Genomic DNA, 17865 nt, shown 5'->3' with positions numbered 1-17865 from the left:
GTGTATGAGACATATTAGACTATGGTGTGCGGTTCTCGGCAGGATTTAATCTCTGGATACGTGGTATAAAAGGCACGAAGAGTCGGGTAGTATATTTTGGGATTTTACATATGCAGGATGGTTATTAAAGATGCTAAGTAACAAGAAATATGGAAACGTATATGAGATTCTTCTGACAGCAGGGAAGTATGTGTATGCCTGTCTTATATCTGAAAAGAATTTCGGGATTTTTAATTATATTTCTAAGAATAAAATAAGCGACGTCAATATTTTGCTTCACAAAGGGTTTAAAATGTATAGTGCCTGTGATGAAATGAATATTGATAATAATACATGGAAATATATCGGAAATATCGACTTAGAATCGGAAGGCATTACATTCCCAGATTTGGCTATATATCTAGCGTGGAACGTATCCCATTCTTATCAGAATTCTCAGGTTATGAGTAATGGGAATATAAAAGGTGTTAGTTTTGATACGTACGATACGCTAGTTAAAAGTGGTCGTATATATGGATTTTTTGCGAAACCCAGTACGTTTGAGATGTGGCTAAGCATGTTTTTTGAAGACTACCCTGAAGGAGTACTTGATTTTCGCATAATGTCTGAGCGTATGAAAGAATACAAGAACAGGCAGTAGCCAGCTTGGGCCCCGGAACTTGGCTAGGGGGAAGAGAAGCGGAAAGAGGCTCTGTGCTTGTGTGCATCAAAGTACTTCACATCAGGTAAAATGTAAATATTCTTAGATAACTATAACTTATACAATACGAAGAGGGTATGTGATGAATAGTCAAGACGTTTTTGAAGGCCTCGATGCTTTGATGGATTCATTTATCGGAGGGGAATCTAGCTATCAAGAAATTAGTTACTTTATTAACGAATCTATTTCTGGCAGAGACATTGACATTTTGGATTTTCTTCATGAATATATTGAAGATGGGATTAAAAATAAAGATGGTGACAGAATCGAATTTTGTATAGTGCTTTCGGGGCTGTTGAAAAAAGACAAATTTTTGCTTAATGTGTATAAGCAATTATTATGCGAAGGGTGGCATAGCAGGCAAGAAGACATTGTAGATATTATTGACTACTATGGAGATGCGTCAGCAGTCCCGGTCTTAATAAAATGTTTTGATCTAAAATATGACTGGTTAGCGCTCAACAGTTTTTACTCCTTTCATAGAAAACTTATGTGGACCATCCGTAATGTGGATAGTAGAAACTATAAAGAAACCTTACGTTCTGTCTCGAAAAAGGTGTCACCCAAGCTGAAGGCAGAACTTAACCAATGTATAGGTAAATAGTATGCAGCCATGACCTACCAGAAATTCGCTGGAAACATTAGGAAAATGAGAAGTCTCAGAGGTTAGGTGTTCTATGAGTAATAGGGAGAAAGTTTTAATAAAAATATGTCATGACGTTCTAAACTCATATGAGAACCCGGAGAGCCCAAATTTTAGTTTTGTTGGTAAGAGAATTAATGAGGGTATGTACGATGAGTTTCTAAATGCTGTAGAAACGCAATACATAGTTTCTGATCTATCGGACTTAAATTATTCCTCATGTTTGGACTGGTCAATAACCAGTCGGCAAGACGAAAAGAATAGGTATGGGGTGAGTCTTTCCCTGGTGGGTAGGTATGCTGTGGCACAACGATATAAATCCGGGCGCTATTTGTCGCATCAATCCCCTGGTATTAGTAGCGAGGATTTGCCATTAATAACTTTATTTCAACAACATAATATAATCCTTCTTGATGGTTTTGTTCTAAATAGCAAACTACCGGTAAAAATTGAGGATGAAGATTTCACTGAAGAAACACAATCTTGCGTATATAATTTACTTTTTGAAAGACTGTAAGATTGTGGGTATGTAACGTAACTGAAAAATATTTCATAAATTATCCAAAATGAGAAATATCTATTGATTAATACGTGGTAAATATTTAGGAATGATAGTATGATTGATGACATGGTTCGGGGAATGATTTCGGTGTGGATGGGAATATCCATGAAGTCATATGAAGATTTTAATGAATACACGGAAGGCATGGAATATCTGGGATCAGGTTGTCCGGCGTGCAGGGATTTTGGAACCTCTTTTATTGACTCTGATTTCTTTGGTGCGTATCGAACAGCGAGTCATGAAATTGTTCCCATCGAAGTTCTGGCTGAAGAAGTGGCGACTCATTCTCGGGCGGCTACTGAAAAGGTGATTGCGGCGGCCAAAGCTAAAGGGGTAACCGAGGGAAATTCGTTATATTATTATGGAAATGCAGTTTTTCATGAGGATACTCCGGGCAAATTATACAATGATTTAACATTTATTGGTTCTTTTGAAGATCCCCGAAGAAAATACTTCTAATGCTCCGCTCAAAATTATATTAAGCGCAGGTTTTCAATAATATTAGTGTGCCTACGCTTGCCTATACGCTGAAAGCCATGTGCCGCGGATTAAAACTGTGAGTGGCTGAAAGGTGAAGAACAGCATCTTCGAGCACGTGTTGCGATACCTTAAATAGCTCACCTCAACGACCTTATATGTTGAACCAGCCCGGGTAACCCGGTAAGGTCTAAAACACTATAGACCAACCACTACACAAAGATAACGAAAAGATAATAGTAATGGCACGTAAAATCTTCCTCTTAGCCGGTGCGGCGGGCGCCGGTAAGAGCACCTGGATCGCCGCGCATCCCGAACTTGCAGACCTCACCCATTCCTGGGACGCTGAGCGCCGCAAATGCGGATACATCACCTACACACTCGATAATCAGCCCGCACTAGCCCTATCACAAAACACCAGTGCCGAATCGAAGGCTATCCGCCGGGTAAACGACTGCGTGGAAGAAAATATGCGGCACGGCAACACCGTATTTATCGACAATATGAACGTGCTGCTGCGCAACATGAAAACCTTCCTCGAATTCGCGCGCAAATACTGTTACACCGCATACCTTGTCGATTTTCAGGGCGAACTCACCCTCGACGAACTGTATGCACGCAACAGAACCCGCGAATACACCAAACGCGTCCCCGAAGAGGTTATCGAGACCGCCTACAACAACCACCGTGAACTGCGCGAGAACTGGCGCAACACCCTCAAAAACTACCGGGATGTGGTCGCCGGGTACATCGCCCCCGACCAGGTTTTCGCCGAGCTCTTTACCCCGGTGCGTGCGCTCGATAACTACCATAAAGTAGTCGTGGTCGGCGATATTCAGGGCATGGGTGGTGAACTCGAAAAACTTATTGACACTCTCTCACCCGAAACCGGGTTGAGCGATGAAAACATCTGCTGGATATTCGCCGGTGACCTTTTTGACCGCGGGCAAAACCCCGAAAAAGTCTTTGACATTCTCGAACCCGCCCTTGGCACCCTGCCCAATGTGCACCTGGTGATGGGCAACCACGAACGCTCCATCATGCACACTATCCGGGGAGTGCGCCGCTACCGTGACGCCCGCGAAACCCTAGATGCTCTCGCCGCCCACGGCGTGTACAACAGCCGAGTGATCGCTATGCTCAACACAGCCGTAAATATGATGCCCTTTACCCTCGGGCAGGAGCGTTATTTCGTGACTCACGCCGGGGTTGCACCGCAGCTCTTCGCGGATTCCCATCGCACGCTGGAAGGCGTAGGGGAGGGGTACCTCACGGGGCTGTATGCAGATGAAACGTTCTATTTGGGTTCTAATCCGTACCCGCAGGCGCGGGCGGGTAAAACCCAGTACGCGGGCTACGAAGACACGCTCAACGACCTGAGCCGGGCCGCCGGTATCACCCAAATTTACGGTCACCGCCCGGCGGCGCTCGGTTCGGAAGGATACAGTAATCTCATTCCGTTAGAAAGCAGCGTCGAATATACCGGCGGCGAGCTGAGTGCCGCGGTGTTCAGCCGTGAGGACAGCGTATCCGGGGCACCTGAGAAAGCCGTGTGGAAGCGTGAAATCGTGAAAATTCCATCGAGCTCCCTCATCCCCGACCCTTACACCTCGGGGAGTAGAGCGGCGGGCGCCTCAAAAAGCACCGCAGACGGTGCCGCAGAACCGCTCAACGACGGGCATCGCCTGCTGGAGGAGATGCGCACCAACCCCAACGTGAACGTGCGCGCCACCGAACCAGCGGGAGTGCTCGCGTGCAATTTCACGCGTAAAGCCTTCTACAAAGGCGCCTGGGATAAGACCACCGCCAAAGCGCGCGGGCTGTTTATTCACGCCGAAACCGGCAAAATTGTGGGGCGCGGGTACGAAAAATTCTTCAATATGGACGAGCCCGGGCACGAGAGCGAGGCACACGTTCGCAAACGCCTCGCCTACCCGGCCGTGGCGCGCGCCAAAGAAAACGGGTACCTGGCGATTATTACGGTTTTCGACGGTGTGCTGACCGTCTACAGTAAAGGCGGGGCAACCGCCTACAGCCGCCACGCCGAGAGCATCCTGCGCGCGGCCCTCACCGAGGAAGAACTCACCCGGCTCACCGAGGCGCTCACCCGCATAGATTCATCCCTGACCGTTGAGGTGGTCGACCCGTTCCGCGACCCGCACATTGTGCCCTACGAACAGGTCACGCTCTACCTGCTCGATCTGGTTGCGAACACCGCGCAGTTCAGCGTGAAACCAGCCCGCTTTGAAAACCTGTGGCTCTCCCCGCAGGCCTTCGCACAGCCGCGCCCCACCAAGGAACACGGCCCCGTGCGCATCGCAGCGGTTACAGAAATCGTCTTAGAGAATGACGCCGATTTCACCCGCCTGCTTCAGGATTCGCGCACAAGCGACGCTGAGGGCTGGGTTATCCGCGACTCTACAGGCTATATGGTCAAAATCAAGGCACCCGGGTACTCCGCCACGAAACGCGCCCGCTCAATCCCTGTGCTCGTGGACTACCTGAAAACAGCGGAGAAACTTGAACACTCGCCGCACGCCTATGAGGATATAGAACGGTTTGAGCACAATGCGCGGCAGGCCGGAATTAACCTTGACGACTATATTGTGCAGGACATCTCCGCACGCCCGGTGTGGAACCTGCCGCGCCTGGCACCCCACCTGAATGTGCTGCTTGACGGGGTGCGCACGCGCGGCCGCTGGGGACAAGCGCAGTAGCTACCGCACGAACCTGCTCATGAGAGCTTCCAAGGCCAGGCGGGCGTTCGCGTTAGTGCGTAGCCGCCGCAGGGTTGTCTCAACCGCCTGAACATCTGAGAGGGTCTGCGCGGGGCTGGTGCGCGCCGCGTACTCCTGCAGCGGCTCCCGCAGATACTCGTTCAGCAGAGGGGCCTGCGCCCCCAGCTGCAGGGTTAGTGCATCCCGCAGAACCGTCTGAATATCGGCCACCGCGCGGATGAGCGTATCGGTTTGGATGCGCCGCGCCCGCCGCTTCTGCTGCTCCTCCAGACGGCGCACCTGAGCCCGCAGGGTCGGGGCCACCCGCTCACCCTCAGCGATGCCCAGCATCGCCAGCAGCTCGGCGCGTTCGGCGGCATCACGCTGCTGCGTCGCGTCGGCGGCATCCTGCTCAGCCAGCGAAATCAGCCGCTCAGCCGCCTCCATTGCCGACGACAGGGTGCGGATACGCAACGGCAGGCGCGCAAGATCCTCCCTGCGGGTCAGCGCCTGCGGTACCGTTGCCAGCCGGTGCGCTACCTCGGCGTCACCGAGGCTGAGGGTGGCGGCGCGGCGGGCCAGCCCCGCCTCAACCCCTGTGCTTTCAAGGTACGCGGCGATCGCCTGTGCCTGCGGCACCGGCAGCTGCACGGGGCGGCAGCGTGAACGGATGGTGACCAGCACATCGGCGGGGGAGGGGGCGGTCAGCAGCCAGATCGTGTGCGGCGGCGGCTCCTCAATCGCTTTCAGCAGCACGTTGGAGGTGCGCTCAGGCATGCGTTCGGTGTCTTCCAGCAGAATCACACGCCAGCGGCTCACCGAGGGGCGGTCTTGGGCTTTGAGAACCAGTTCACGTGCCTCATCAATGCTGATGCTCACCGCCTCAGTACGGAAATGTGTGAAGTCGGCGTGGGAACCGTTCATGACGGTCACACACCCCCGGCAGGTACCGCACCCCCGGTCTGCCGGGTCGGGCTGGTCACAGAGCAGGGTTGCGGCGAAAACGGAGGCGGCCTGCCGGTTGAGCGAGCCCGCCCCGCCGGTAAAAAGCCAGGCGTGTGTGGGAGCCTGGGAAGAGGCATCTTGCCGTAGCTGCGCCGTCACGGGCTCAGGCGCTAGGAGGGCGTCCCACAGGCTCACAGCGCCTCCTTAGTTGGTGCGGTGTTTTCGCGCGGCAGTGACCGCTGGGCAAGTAGCGGCGTGATGGCGGCAAGCACCCGCTCGTGCACCTGCTCAATGGTGCCTGAGCCGTCAATGACCGTGTGCGGGCCTGTTGTTTCGGCGTGCGCCAGGTCGGTAAAAGCGGTGTGGGTGCGGGCCTTGAACTGTGTGTTTTCGGCTTCGATACGGTCGGTGGTGCCGCGTACGCTCACACGCTGCTCGCTTGCTGCGGGCGGCACCTCAAGGAAAAGGGTGGCATCTGGCAGCAGGTTACTGGTGGCCCAGCGGCTAAGGTCAATGATGCTCTCCACCCCCAGGCTGCGCCCCGCCCCCTGGTACGCGGCAGACGAGTCAATATACCGGTCGCTGAGTACAACCGCCCCGGCGGCGAGCGCAGGACGGATTTTCTGCGCCGCGTGTGCCGCGCGGGAGGCGGCGAAGATGAGAGCCTCGGTGCGGGCATCAACCGGGTCGCCGCTGTTGCTGAGCACGAGGTCCCGCAGTTTCTCCCCGATCTCGGTTCCGCCGGGTTCACGGCTGGTGATCACGGTGTACCCGCGGGCGGTGAGCGCATCAGCGAGCAGGGACAGCTGGGTGGTTTTGCCGGAGCCGTCGCCGCCTTCAAAGACGATAAAAAGCCCGGTTGCGGTGCCGTCACTCACACGCGGGTGGTCTGCGGTGCCGGGGGTGTAACTCAGAGAATCCTTCACCCTATCTAGGGTACCGTGCCTGCCCGGTCCGCGCGGGGTGCGGGGTGTTTGCGGTCTCGGGCGCAGGTTACAGCCGTGTAAAACCTTGTAGCCTTGTGGCAGGGCCGGGATGCGCCGGGCGTGAACCTGTGCCACTCTTAAGGGTATGACTTCTGAACGTTTCTCTGCCGATACTTTTGTTGTGAGCGGCGGGCGTCCCGCGCATGAGCATGATGCGCCGGTGAACCCGCCCATTATTCTTTCCTCCACCTACCGTGGCACTGACACGGTTGATACGGTGAATGACCGCGTGTATGCGCGGTTCGCGAATGATACGTGGGAGGGAATGGAAGAAGTCGTTGCCCGCCTTGAGGGCGCCACCCAGCCGGGTCTGCTGTTTCCTTCGGGTATGGCGGCGGTTGCTTCGGTGATCGACTTGGTGCCGGTTGGTTCCGTTATTCTGGTGCCGAAGCACGCCTATATGGCGTCGGTGACCATGTGTAAGGATCTGGAGCGCCGCGGTATCGCTGAGGTGGTGCGTTATGACCTTGAGGATACCGCCTCTGTTATTGCTGCCCTTGAGGATGCGGCAGCCCGTACCGGTGTCACCCCCGGCACTGTTGACTATGCCGCCCCGAAGGTGCTCATCTGGATTGAGAGCCCCACGAACCCCATGCTTGAGGTGGGGGATGTGCCCGCAATTTGTGCGGCTGCGAAACGGCTGGGTGTGGTTTCTGCGGTTGATAATACGTTCTCCACTCCGCTGGTGCAGCGGCCGCTGTCGTTCGGGGCGGATGTGGTAGTGCATTCGGCTACTAAGTTCCTGGCGGGGCATTCGGATGTGCTGTTGGGCGTGAGCGTTACCTCAAACGAGGCGCTGTACCAGGCGATGCTGCACCACCGCATCACAAACGGGGCGATTGCCGGGCCTATGGAGGCGTGGCTGGGGCTGCGTGGGCTGCGTACTTTGGCGGTGCGGGTTGAGCGTTCCATGGCGAATGCGCAGGTGCTGGCTGAGCGGCTGGGGGAGCACCCGGCTGTGGTGCAGGTGCGTTACCCGGGGCTGCCCACTGATAAGGGGCATGAGCTGGCGAAGAAGCAGATGACCGGCGGGTTTGGTGCGGTGCTGTGCGTGGTGCTGAATACGGATGCGGCTGGTGCCCAACGCGTGGTTGAGGCACTGAAACTGTGGACCCCGGCCACAAGCTTGGGTGGGGTTGAGTCGCTGGTGGAGCGCCGCCGCCGTCACGGTAATGAGCCGGATTCCATTCCGGAGTCTTTGCTGCGCCTGTCGGTGGGGATTGAGAATGTGGATGACCTGTACGACGATCTGGTAAATGCGTTGAAGGAGATCGCTTAATGTCGCCGATTCAGCTGGTGATGCTGTTCATGTACTGGGCGGATCTGGTGTTGTCAGTAGCCGCCGCTGCCACCTGCGTGTGGGCGTTTGTGCAGGCGGCTGCGGCAGCCCCGAACGCCTATAAGTTCCACGATAAACGCACTAAGGGGTTCTGGATGGGGCTCACCGGCGGTTCGGCCCTGTTTTCGGTGCTGATGCTGTGGCTGGTGCTGAGGGGCGGGATGATGAGCAGCATGCTCCTGTTTGAGCTGATTGCCATCACCATTGCGATGGTGTTTTTGACGAATGTGCACCCCAGCGTCCGGCGCCGCCTGTAACTGGTGCCATAGTGGGGTACTGCCGGGTGCGGTGATCCGTGCGGGTGTGGGCAGCGGCATTTGTGCCGTAATGTGCCCACACCCCGGCTTTTAAGCGTCTTAAAGCATGACAAGCCGCGCTGGGGGTGGAAGAATAGGGGTATGACTTATAAACTAGTACTCCTTCGCCATGGCCAGTCTGAGTGGAACGAGAAGAACCTGTTCACCGGCTGGGTTGATGTTAATCTGACAGATAAGGGCCGTGCTGAGGCTCAGCGCGGCGGCGAGCTGCTGAAAGAGCGCCACATCCTGCCGGATGTTGTGCACACCTCCCTGCAGCGACGCGCTATTAACACCGCAAATATTTCCCTGGATGCGGCTGACCGCCTGTGGATCCCGGTCAAACGCACTTGGCGCCTGAATGAGCGCCACTACGGTGCTCTGCAGGGTAAGAACAAGTCTGAGATCCGTGAAGAATACGGTGACGAGAAGTTCATGACTTGGCGCCGCTCCTACGATGTGCCGCCTCCGCCGCTGGACGATAACGACCCCTACTCGCAGGCGAACGACCCCCGCTACGCTGATGTTGAGAACGCACCCCGCACCGAGTGCCTCAAGGATGTTCTGGGCCGTATGCTCCCGTACTGGGAATCCGATATTAAGCCTGATCTTGCTGAGGGTAAGACTGTGCTGGTGGCGGCGCACGGCAACTCACTGCGCTCGCTGGTGAAGCACCTGGAGAATATCTCCGATGAGGATATTGCCGGTTTGAACATCCCGACCGGTATCCCGCTGTACTACGAGCTGGATGAGAACTTTAAGCCCGTCAAGCCGGGCGAGTACCTTGACCCTGAAGCCGCGAAGGATGCGATTGCGGCCGTCGCCAACCAGGGTAAGTAAACTCTCACCAACTGATTTGTAGGCGTGAAGCCCGTCTCCTCGGGATAATGTGTGACGTAGGAGGCGGGTTTCATGTTTTTGCTGGCCCGCACCGGCGGACATCTGACAACGGCGACGTTAGGAAGGAGGGGGAGCCGCCCTGGTTATTCTCATATCGGGTATTATTGGCCTGCTGCTGGGTGCTGTGAGCATGAGCTTTCTGCGCCGCAGCGAACGTGAGTGGGCGAATAATAGTGTGGTTGAGCCCGCCCTGAGTGACGGAGCGGCGCAGGTGCTCGCGGTGATTGGCCGCGCCTACGTGGTGGTTGATGAGGTCGGCGGCGTGGCGCAGGCGTCCCCCGGGGCCTACGCGATGGGCCTGGTGCGCGGGCATACGGTGGTTTCTGAGCAGCTGTCCGAGATGATCCGCGCCGTGCGGCACCGGGGTATTTTCGTCGAGCAGGAGGTCGAAGTGGACCGCGGCGAGGGCGAGACGCTGGTCATTGACCTGCGGGTGGCGCCGGTGGGGGACGAGTACATGCTGGTGCTGGCCGATGACCGCACCGAAATTTCCCGTGTGCAGCGTGTGCGCAATGATTTTGTGGCCAACGTTTCACATGAGCTGAAAACCCCGGTGGGCGCTATTGGCCTGCTGGCTGAGGCTATTGAGGAGGCATCCGACGACCCGCAGGCGATTGAGTACTTCACGGGCAGGCTTCGCCGTGAATCGCAGCGGCTCTCGGCGCTGGTGCGGGATATTATTGAGCTGTCTCGGCTGCAGTCAGCGGATGTGATTGCCTGCGGCACCCTGGTATCTACGGATGCGCTGGTGAACGAGGCGCTTGACCGCAACCGGTTAGCGGCCGAAGCGAAAAGCATTGTGCTGCAGGCTCAGGTGCACTACAGCGGTGAGCTGTACGCCGACCCTGAGCTGCTGGGGACCGCCCTGCACAACCTGGTGGAAAACGCGGTGCGGTACTCGCCCGAAAAAACCCGGGTGGATCTGCTGGCTGAGCGTGAGGGGGACACCCTGAACATTTCGGTGACTGACCAGGGCGCGGGCATCCCGGAGGAAGAGCAGGCGCGCATCTTTGAGCGGTTTTACCGTGTTGATGCGGCGCGTTCACGCCAGACCGGCGGCACGGGCCTGGGGCTGAGCATCGTCAAACATGTGATGGGGCAGCACGGCGGGCAGGTGTCGGTGCAGTCGGTGCCGGGGCAGGGGTCCACGTTCACGCTGTCCCTGCCGATTGCCGATACGGCGGTTTAGGGCAGCTGGGGCGGCAGCGGCCGCAGGGGCGTATACGGCATAATGGTAGTAGCCGTCACGAACCCTAAGCGGAGGTATAGACCCCGGTGAAAATCCTGATAGTTGAGGATGAGGAAGCTCTCTCAGACCCCCTGGCGTACCTACTGGGCCGGGAGGGCTTCACGCCTGTTGTGGTGGATAACGGGCTGCAGGCGGTGCCCACCTTCGAACGTGAAGGCGCCGACCTGGTGCTTTTGGATGTGATGCTCCCGGGGCAGTCCGGGCTTGAGGTGTGTAAACAGCTGCGGGCGGTTTCTTCTGTGCCGATTATTATGCTCACTGCCAAAGATACCGAGCTTGATAAGGTGCTGGGCCTTGAGCTGGGCGCTGACGACTATGTGACAAAACCGTATTCTTCGCGTGAGCTGATTGCGCGCATCCGGGCTGTGCTTCGCCGCCGCAGCGGCGGGGACCCTGAAGAGGACGAGAGCCGTGCGCCGCTGGTGGCCGGGCCGGTGCGGATGGACGTGCAGCGGCATGTGGTGACTGTGGACGGTGTCGAGGTTTCGATGCCGCTGAAAGAGTTCGAGCTTCTTGAGATTCTGCTGCGGAATGCGGGGCGGGTGATGACGCGCGCCTCCCTGATTGAGCAGGTGTGGGGTGCCGACTATGTGGGGGACACGAAGACTCTGGATGTGCATATTAAGCGTCTTCGCTCCAAAATTGAGCCGCAGGCTTCTTCCCCCCGGTACGTGGTGACGGTGCGCGGGCTGGGATATAAGTTTGAGGCGTAGCCCCAGCGGTACCACACTGTAAACGGCGGGTGCCGCAGCTGCAGGATGCAACAACCTGCTGGCGGGCACCCGCCGTTGTTCTGTTTTAGTGTTTTTCTATAACCGGCCGCTGAACTTGTTCTAACGCTGGGGTGAGGCGCTTGAGGCGGACTGCTCCGCACCGGTGGGTTCCTCCGTCGCCCCCGGGGCCAGGCTCAGGGTGGGTGCCTGGCTGGTTTCGGCGGTCGCCTCTGGGGTGCGCCCGCTGGTGGCATCGTGTGATGCGCGTGGGGTCTCGGGTACAGCGGAGGGGCTCACGCTGCCGCTGGGGGTCGCTGCATGACTCGCGGATGGGGCACCGGTGTGGGAGGCGCTGGCTGAAGCGTTCGCATTACCAGGCAGGTACGGCTTGTACTCTTTGAGGGTGCCGTCCATGACGGGGATGTTCAGAGTGCCCGATGCATCGCCCACGGATACACGCGTGTTGCTCAGGGTTTCTCCGGGCTGTGGCGCCACCTGCGGGATCACGAGCTTGTGGTCATCCTGTTCCAGGCGCACCTGCTGCCCCTTGGGGACGTTCACGGTTTTCGCCCCAGAGGGGAAGTTGAAGGTGACGGTCGCGTCGTTGTTGCCTTTGTTCAGTACGGTGCCTAGCACTCGCCCTTCGGCGCCTTTACCGTGGGAGACAACCATAATATTGCGCAGCTCAATATTGCCGTTAATGGTGCTGTGTACTCCGTCGGATGCGGCGTAATGCAGGGTAGTTGGCTGGGTGTAAATATACCCGCACCCGCTGACAGCCAGTAACGTAGCCCCTAGCGTTAGGCCCGCTCCGGCGCGTTTGAGTGCTGTAGAAACGGTGAACTTCACGACCCGTCCTCCTTGGTGTGGTGGCGAGCCGGTGAGGGCTCGGTGTGCGTGCTAGACGCCTCAGACGCGGGCGTTCTCCCGGACGGTGGGCGGCCGCGAACCGTGGCGTGAGATAAGTAATCTCTTGCACCATTCTAGCAATTTATCGACAAGACGTCGGTATATGACTCCCCAGGTTTCCCCAATGGGCTGTTCACGCCGTAGCGGCGGTTAGCGGACGGCTCTAGCTCGGGTGTATTGAGAGCTTTGGGTCGTGGACGGGAACACGCATAGCTCAATATCACATAGTGCCCGCGGCTTTCCCCACGGGCTGGCGGCTTTTGCGGCCTCCACCTGCGCGTATAGTGCACCGTATTCCCTGCAGTAGCCGCTGCGGGGCGCGGTTTCACCTCCCCGGCGGGGGCTGGTTTTGTTCAAGTATCCGCCGTATCGGGTACGCTCATTACGTGATGAATAAACTTGGTGTGACCGATATTGACGTTGCGGTCATTGTGCTCGCCTCGGGCTCGGGCACGCGCCTGGGGGAGCCGGTACCCAAGGCCGCCGTTAAGGTGGGCGGTAAAACCCTGCTGCACCATGCGCTGCAGGGGGTTCACGACTCCGGGGTCGCCGATATGACGGTGGTGACTCTGCCCCCCAACTGTAGTGAGACATGCCCGCAACTCTACGATGACGCCAATAGGTTCGGGGCGATGGTGAGCACCGGCGGGGACACCCGCACCGCCTCTGTGGTGGCGGCAATGCGTACAGTACGTGCAGTATGTTCGTTGCAGCAGATCCTTGCCCCGCGTGTGGTTCTGATTCATGACTGCGCCCGGCCGTTTACCCCGCCGAAAGTGTACCAGCGGGTACTGGATGAGCTGAACACTGGCTCGGACGCAGTGATCCCGGTGCTTCCAGTGGTCGATACGATTAAGACAGTAGACGCCTACGGGTACGTGACGGGCACCCCGCCCCGCTCACAGATGCGCGCCGTACAGACCCCGCAAGGGTTTGAGTGGCGGGTTCTTGAGGCGGCGCACCGCCGCAGCCGACGGCTGCCTCCTGAAGAGTCTGAGAAGATCACGGACGACGCGATGGCCGTTGAGGCGGCGGGCCGACGGGTAGTGACCGTGCGCGGGCACATGGACGCCTTTAAGATTACGACGCCCATGGATTTGCGCATTGCCAGGGCTCTCTACGCAGCACCCGATTCTTCTGCCGCCTAACCCGTACACCTGCCCCGCCGGGTCATGACGTTTCGTCACAGGAAGGTGAGGGTGGGGGATCCACAGTACACCGCGACGAAAGGCACGCCATGACAGATACAACCAGCACACAGAACCGCCCCGCCCCTCAGACCCCCCTCATACCCCGCGTAGGAACCGGTGTAGACGTGCATGCCTTTGGGGAGGAAAACACCGAGCTGTGGATCGCGGGGCTGTACTGGCCGGGCGAACGCGGGCTCAGTGGGCATTCCGACGGCGATGTTGTTGCGCACGCGGCCGCCGATGCGCTCTTTGCCGCCTCCGGTACCGGAGACTTGGGCAGTAACTTCGGGGTGGATCGTCCAGATATGGCGGGCGCATCCGGGGTGCGTATTCTCTCGGAGGCGGCGGCAATCGTGCGAGCGGCAGGTTTTGAGATCGGCAACATTAGTGTGCAGCTGATCGGTAACCGCCCTAAATTTTCACCGCGCCGCGCAGAAGCCAGTCGCGTTCTGAGTGAAGCGGCTGGGGCTTCGGTGACCGTTACCGCGACCACGACCGACGGTTTGGGCCTGACCGGACGCGGCGAAGGCGTTGCAGCCGTTGCCACCGCACTCCTTTACCCTGTGGTGTAGTTCCCCGGACGGAAGATTATTAAATGAGAACCCGGCGGTACCCGCCGCTTGGGTGCTGTACCCCGTAAACTAGGTACTGTGACTATGCGTTTTTATGATTCAGCAACATCAAGCATCCGCGATTTTGAACCGGTAGTCCCCGGCGAGGCACGCATCTACTACTGCGGCGCCACCGTGCAGGGCGAACCGCATGTGGGGCATATCCGTTCCGCCTTGGTCTTCGACCAGCTTGCGCGGTGGATGCGCTACTGCGGGTTCAAAGTCACCACCGTGCGCAATGTCACGGATATTGACGATAAAATTCTGGCGAAGTCCGTTGAATCTGCACAGCCCACCTACACTGGGGAACACCCCAACGAGCAGTGGTGGGCGCTCGCGTATCGATACGAGAAAGTTTTTGCGCGCGCATATGCGACGTTGGGTATTGACCCGCCAACCTATGAGCCGCGCGCGACCGGTCACATCCCAGAAATGTTTGAACTTATTCAGCGCCTCATCGACCGCGGGCACGCATACCCGGCGCTTGACGATTCTGGGGATGTCTACTTCGATGTGCGTTCTTGGGAACAGTATGGCGCGCTCACCCGCCAGAGCGTGGACGACATGCAGGATTCCGCCGACGCAGACCCGCGCGGCAAGCGTGATCCCCGCGATTTTGCCCTGTGGAAGGGGTATAAGGAAGGCGAACCCCTGACCGCAGCGTGGGATTCGCCGTGGGGCCGCGGTCGTCCCGGCTGGCATCTGGAATGCTCCGCGATGGCGGGTAAATATCTGGGGAAGCGGTTCGATATTCACGGCGGCGGGCTGGATCTGCGTTTTCCGCATCACGAGAATGAACTGGCGCAGTCCACGGCTGCGGGCGATGATTTCGCTAACTTCTGGATGCACAACGGTATGGTCACCTACGAGGGCGAGAAAATGTCGAAGTCAATCGGCAACACCATTTCGCCCGTGCAAATGCTGCAACAGGCTCGCCCCTTGGTGGTGCGCTATTACTTGGGTTCGGCACATTATCGTTCGGTGCTGGATTACCGCCCCACTTCATTAGAAGAAGCACGGGTTGCTATCGAGCGTGTGGAGGCATTCCTCGCCGCCACCTTGGAGCTTATGGTCCCGAATCCGCAGGATCGTCGCGTACCGCGGGAGTTTGCGGATGCGCTCGATGACGATATGAATATTCCGCGCGCGCTCGCGGTGCTGCACGAGCAGACCCGCGCCGGTAACGCCGCGCTTGCCGCCGGTGCGGATGCCTCCGAATGCGCAAACGCCGTGTGGGCGATGGCGAACGTGCTGGGGCTGATTTCGCTCATGAGTCTTGACGGTTCGGGAGCATCTGGCGCGGAGCATCAGGCATTAGATGCGCTTATTCATACTATTCTGGAACAGCGCGCGAGTGCCCGCGCCGAGAAGGACTGGGTGACCGCCGACAGGATGCGCGATGTTCTCGCCGCCGCAGGTATTACGGTCAAGGACGGCGCGCAGGGCTCTACGTGGAGCCTTAACGCATAACACATTCCCCGAAAATCGCCCCGGAAGCGGGCATGACAGACGTTGAACTAAAGGATTACAGATATGGCTAAGGCAGGTTCGCGCCCCGGCGCTACCGCAAAGAAAAAGGGTGCAACGAAGGGCACCGGCGGCCACGGTCGGCGTGCGCTGGAAGGTAAAGGGCCCACCCCGAAGGCTGAGGACCGCGTTTATCACAAGGCGTATAAGATGAAGCGCGCAGCGGAGCGCCGGGCGGCTACCAGCACGAACCGTAAGTTCCAGACGCGTCTGGGTGGCAAGCGCGTGAGCGATGAACTTGTTACTGGCCGCAACGCGGTTCTGGAGGCGCTTCGCACCGATATTCCAGCGAAGCACCTGTACGTGATGAGCCGTATTGAGGTTGATGACCGCGTGCGCGACATTATGACGATGGCGAATAAGAAGAACCTGCCCATGCTGGAGATTCCCCGCAGTGAGCTGGACCGCCTGACGGATGGTGCCGTGCATCAGGGGATCGCAATGCAGATTCCGCCTTACCAGTACCCGGATGCTACCGATTTGGTGCTGGATGTTATGGAGCGCTGGCATGCTGGCAAACTTAAGTCGCCTCCGCTTTTCGTGGCGCTGGATGGTATTACCGATCCTCGAAATTTGGGCGCAATTATTCGTAGTGTGTCGGCTTTTAGCGGTGATGGAGTCATTATTCCCGAGCGTCGCTCTGCTGCGGTGACTGCGGGCGCCTGGAAAACGAGTGCGGGTGCGGCGGCGCGCATTCCGGTGGCGAAGGCAACGAACCTGACGCGCGTGCTGCAGCAGGCAAAAGAGCAGGGTATGTTTGTGATTGGTTTGGATGGTGGGGGAGACATAGACCTGCCGAATCTGCAGCTCGCTTCTGAACCTCTGTGCGTGGTGGTTGGTTCCGAGGGTAAGGGTCTTTCGCGTTTGGTGACGGAGACCTGCGATCAGATCGTGTCGATTCCCATTGATTCGGCTATGGAGTCTCTCAATGCCGCAATGGCAGTGGGTATTACCCTTTATGATGTATCGCGCCATCGCACCGAGTCTCACTAGCGGTACCCCTTTACCACTGTGCGTGTGTAGAGAACTCATTTGTGTAAAATTTTAACGTTAGCTTCATATTTAAAGGTATTTCAAGGTATACGGTGCTATAGTCATACCGTCTTCGACGTACATGTGAAGACGTACAGTTTTTACTTGAGGGAAGTGAATCATCACATGAATATCCGTCCTGCTTCTGCTGTAGTGTCGCTGAGTATTGTCGCTATGCTGGGTTTGAGTGCATGCGGGAGCTCAAATAGCTCAGCATCGAATAGCTCTTCATCATCAGCTGCTTCCAGTTCTAGTGCATCATCTTCAGCCTCCGCATCGTCTTCGTCTGCGGCATCGGCCTCTTCATCTTCCGCTAGTGCAAGTAGCAGTGCATCATCTTCGGCAAGCTCAACTGCGTCGTCTTCAGTATCTGCAAGTACTGCTCCGGCAGATGGTGCAGACAGCAGCGGTAACCGCACGGCTACGGCTAGTGATCCTGTGGGTGAAGCAATTGTTAATGATGATGGCTCGTGGAGTAAGAACTACAAGACCGCCCAGCTCATTGTGAAGAAGGACGGGTCTTGGGAAGAGAAGGATGATCTTCGAGAGTTAACTGTTAACGCTGATGGTTCCTACACCTACGCGGCGACTAACGGTTACAGGACGTATGAAGTGAAGGCAGACGGCTCCTGGACTCTTAAATACCAGGACGGAACTGTCTACAGCGTATCTGCAGACGGAAAAATGACGAAGGAGGGCGGCGACGGCAAATCATTAGCTTCTCCTTTTGAACAAGCCACAAAACAGCAGGGTGTTGGGGCGCGCCAAGCATCGGAGCCTAAGGCTGTGAAGGCTGCGGCCCCGGTGGAGCCTGTGACGGCCAAGAATAAGGAGTAAGAACTTTTCTGTAGGTTGCTATGCCGAGAAGATAGCGTATATGGGGGTAACTGCGTTGAGCAGTTACCCCTAGTTTTGTAGGTAGCACCCACATGCTGCTTTATGTGTGGTGTAGTTCATGGTATGTGGATTTGCGTGTCGTGTGGGGGGTGTGTATAGTTGTATGAGTCGCCGCGGCGAGGGGCCCTGAAGGGGTGCTGTTGATGTTGTGGTTGGCTCTGAATGATGACTG

The 17865-nt window shown here is 57.2% G+C and carries 19 protein-coding genes; 15 read left to right on the top strand and 4 right to left on the bottom strand.

What is annotated here, in order from left to right; all coding sequences use genetic code 11:
• Positions 1–130 precede the first annotated feature (130 nt).
• The 5 genes from D8M23_RS08850 (at position 131) to D8M23_RS08830 (ending at position 5099) form a co-directional block, all read left to right on the top strand.
• Positions 131–640, top strand: coding sequence for an Imm26 family immunity protein (locus D8M23_RS08850; RefSeq protein WP_126854490.1), 510 nt, complete (start codon positions 131–133; stop codon positions 638–640).
• A gap of 142 nt (positions 641–782) precedes the next feature.
• Positions 783–1304 (top strand): hypothetical protein, encoded by a 522-nt coding sequence (locus D8M23_RS08845; protein ID WP_126854681.1) that lies wholly within the window; start codon positions 783–785, stop codon positions 1302–1304.
• A gap of 73 nt (positions 1305–1377) precedes the next feature.
• Positions 1378–1860 (top strand): hypothetical protein, encoded by a 483-nt coding sequence (locus D8M23_RS08840; protein WP_126854489.1) that lies wholly within the window; start codon positions 1378–1380, stop codon positions 1858–1860.
• 99 nt (positions 1861–1959) lie between these two features.
• The gene (locus D8M23_RS08835; RefSeq protein ID WP_126854488.1) at positions 1960–2364 is read left to right on the top strand and encodes an immunity 22 family protein; all 405 of its coding nucleotides are present in this window, start codon (positions 1960–1962) and stop codon (positions 2362–2364) included.
• 260 nt (positions 2365–2624) lie between these two features.
• Positions 2625–5099 carry an RNA ligase gene (locus tag D8M23_RS08830; RefSeq protein WP_126854487.1) on the top strand — a complete coding sequence of 825 codons (2475 nt, stop codon included), beginning with the start codon at positions 2625–2627 and terminating at the stop codon, positions 5097–5099.
• Here D8M23_RS08830 and D8M23_RS08825 read toward each other — a convergent pair whose 3' ends face one another.
• Both D8M23_RS08825 and tmk read right to left on the bottom strand, forming a co-directional pair.
• On the bottom strand, positions 5100–6239 hold the full coding sequence (locus D8M23_RS08825; protein WP_126854486.1) for a DNA polymerase III subunit delta': 1140 nt from the start codon (positions 6237–6239) through the stop codon (positions 5100–5102).
• On the bottom strand, positions 6236–6970 hold the full coding sequence (gene tmk, locus D8M23_RS08820; RefSeq protein WP_126854485.1) for a dTMP kinase: 735 nt from the start codon (positions 6968–6970) through the stop codon (positions 6236–6238). The genes D8M23_RS08825 and tmk overlap by 4 nt, the downstream gene beginning before the upstream one ends.
• Positions 6971–7115: 145 nt before the next feature.
• On the opposite strand from tmk, the gene D8M23_RS08815 reads away from it, so the two are divergent.
• The 5 genes from D8M23_RS08815 (at position 7116) to D8M23_RS08795 (ending at position 11527) form a co-directional block, all read left to right on the top strand.
• Positions 7116–8309: a trans-sulfuration enzyme family protein gene (locus tag D8M23_RS08815; protein WP_126854484.1), complete on the top strand. Its 1194-nt coding sequence runs from the start codon at positions 7116–7118 to the stop codon at positions 8307–8309.
• The gene (locus D8M23_RS08810) at positions 8309–8626 is read left to right on the top strand and encodes a DUF2516 family protein (protein ID WP_006887602.1); all 318 of its coding nucleotides are present in this window, start codon (positions 8309–8311) and stop codon (positions 8624–8626) included. The genes D8M23_RS08815 and D8M23_RS08810 overlap by 1 nt, the downstream gene beginning before the upstream one ends.
• 141 nt (positions 8627–8767) lie before the next feature.
• On the top strand, positions 8768–9505 hold the full coding sequence (locus D8M23_RS08805) for a phosphoglyceromutase (RefSeq protein WP_006887623.1): 738 nt from the start codon (positions 8768–8770) through the stop codon (positions 9503–9505).
• A 190-nt stretch (positions 9506–9695) separates the two neighbouring features.
• Complete coding sequence (locus D8M23_RS08800; protein WP_126854483.1) at positions 9696–10754, top strand: sensor histidine kinase; 1059 nt, start codon at positions 9696–9698, stop codon at positions 10752–10754.
• An 86-nt stretch (positions 10755–10840) separates the two neighbouring features.
• Entirely contained in the window at positions 10841–11527 is a 687-nt protein-coding gene (locus D8M23_RS08795) for a response regulator transcription factor (protein ID WP_006887604.1), read from the top strand.
• Positions 11528–11647: 120 nt separating this feature from the next.
• Here D8M23_RS08795 and D8M23_RS08790 read toward each other — a convergent pair whose 3' ends face one another.
• Positions 11648–12376 (bottom strand): hypothetical protein, encoded by a 729-nt coding sequence (locus D8M23_RS08790; protein WP_126854482.1) that lies wholly within the window; start codon positions 12374–12376, stop codon positions 11648–11650.
• 449 nt (positions 12377–12825) lie between these two features.
• On the opposite strand from D8M23_RS08790, the gene ispD reads away from it, so the two are divergent.
• The 4 genes from ispD (at position 12826) to rlmB (ending at position 16757) form a co-directional block, all read left to right on the top strand.
• Entirely contained in the window at positions 12826–13584 is a 759-nt protein-coding gene (gene ispD / locus D8M23_RS08785; protein ID WP_126854680.1) for a 2-C-methyl-D-erythritol 4-phosphate cytidylyltransferase, read from the top strand.
• An 89-nt stretch (positions 13585–13673) separates the two neighbouring features.
• On the top strand, positions 13674–14198 hold the full coding sequence (gene ispF / locus D8M23_RS08780; protein WP_126854481.1) for a 2-C-methyl-D-erythritol 2,4-cyclodiphosphate synthase: 525 nt from the start codon (positions 13674–13676) through the stop codon (positions 14196–14198).
• A gap of 78 nt (positions 14199–14276) precedes the next feature.
• Positions 14277–15707 (top strand): cysteine--tRNA ligase, encoded by a 1431-nt coding sequence (cysS, locus tag D8M23_RS08775; RefSeq protein ID WP_126854480.1) that lies wholly within the window; start codon positions 14277–14279, stop codon positions 15705–15707.
• A 63-nt stretch (positions 15708–15770) separates the two neighbouring features.
• Positions 15771–16757, top strand: coding sequence for a 23S rRNA (guanosine(2251)-2'-O)-methyltransferase RlmB (gene rlmB / locus D8M23_RS08770; RefSeq protein WP_126854479.1), 987 nt, complete (start codon positions 15771–15773; stop codon positions 16755–16757).
• A 161-nt stretch (positions 16758–16918) separates the two neighbouring features.
• Here rlmB and D8M23_RS08765 read toward each other — a convergent pair whose 3' ends face one another.
• Positions 16919–17215, bottom strand: coding sequence for a hypothetical protein (locus D8M23_RS08765; RefSeq protein WP_126854478.1), 297 nt, complete (start codon positions 17213–17215; stop codon positions 16919–16921).
• Between the two features lie 19 nt (positions 17216–17234).
• Here D8M23_RS08765 and D8M23_RS08760 point away from each other — a divergent pair, with 19 nt between their 5' ends.
• Positions 17235–17633 (top strand): hypothetical protein, encoded by a 399-nt coding sequence (locus D8M23_RS08760; RefSeq protein ID WP_126854477.1) that lies wholly within the window; start codon positions 17235–17237, stop codon positions 17631–17633.
• Positions 17634–17865 lie beyond the last annotated feature (232 nt).

Origin of the sequence: Rothia sp. HSID18067 (genome assembly GCF_003989445.1) — a bacterium.
Taxonomy (GTDB): Bacteria; Actinomycetota; Actinomycetes; order Actinomycetales; family Micrococcaceae; genus Rothia; species Rothia aeria.
Note: the sequence above shows the minus strand (reverse complement) of the source record. Positions and strands in the feature narration are given on the sequence as shown.

Bases quoted from the DNA above. Each gene is read 5' to 3' on its own strand.
- D8M23_RS08830 (WP_126854487.1), top strand. From the start codon at position 2,625: ATGGCACGTAAAATCTTCCTCTTAGCCGGTGCGGCGGGCGCCGGTAAG.
- D8M23_RS08840 (WP_126854489.1), top strand. From the start codon at position 1,378: ATGAGTAATAGGGAGAAAGTTTTAATAAAAATATGTCATGACGTTCTA.
- ispD (WP_126854680.1), top strand. From the start codon at position 12,826: ATGAATAAACTTGGTGTGACCGATATTGACGTTGCGGTCATTGTGCTC.
- D8M23_RS08845 (WP_126854681.1), top strand. From the start codon at position 783: ATGAATAGTCAAGACGTTTTTGAAGGCCTCGATGCTTTGATGGATTCA.
- D8M23_RS08835 (WP_126854488.1), top strand. From the start codon at position 1,960: ATGATTGATGACATGGTTCGGGGAATGATTTCGGTGTGGATGGGAATA.
- D8M23_RS08810 (WP_006887602.1), top strand. From the start codon at position 8,309: ATGTCGCCGATTCAGCTGGTGATGCTGTTCATGTACTGGGCGGATCTG.
- D8M23_RS08800 (WP_126854483.1), top strand. From the start codon at position 9,696: ATGAGCTTTCTGCGCCGCAGCGAACGTGAGTGGGCGAATAATAGTGTG.
- D8M23_RS08850 (WP_126854490.1), top strand. From the start codon at position 131: ATGCTAAGTAACAAGAAATATGGAAACGTATATGAGATTCTTCTGACA.
- D8M23_RS08815 (WP_126854484.1), top strand. From the start codon at position 7,116: ATGACTTCTGAACGTTTCTCTGCCGATACTTTTGTTGTGAGCGGCGGG.
- D8M23_RS08805 (WP_006887623.1), top strand. From the start codon at position 8,768: ATGACTTATAAACTAGTACTCCTTCGCCATGGCCAGTCTGAGTGGAAC.
- ispF (WP_126854481.1), top strand. From the start codon at position 13,674: ATGACAGATACAACCAGCACACAGAACCGCCCCGCCCCTCAGACCCCC.
- rlmB (WP_126854479.1), top strand. From the start codon at position 15,771: ATGGCTAAGGCAGGTTCGCGCCCCGGCGCTACCGCAAAGAAAAAGGGT.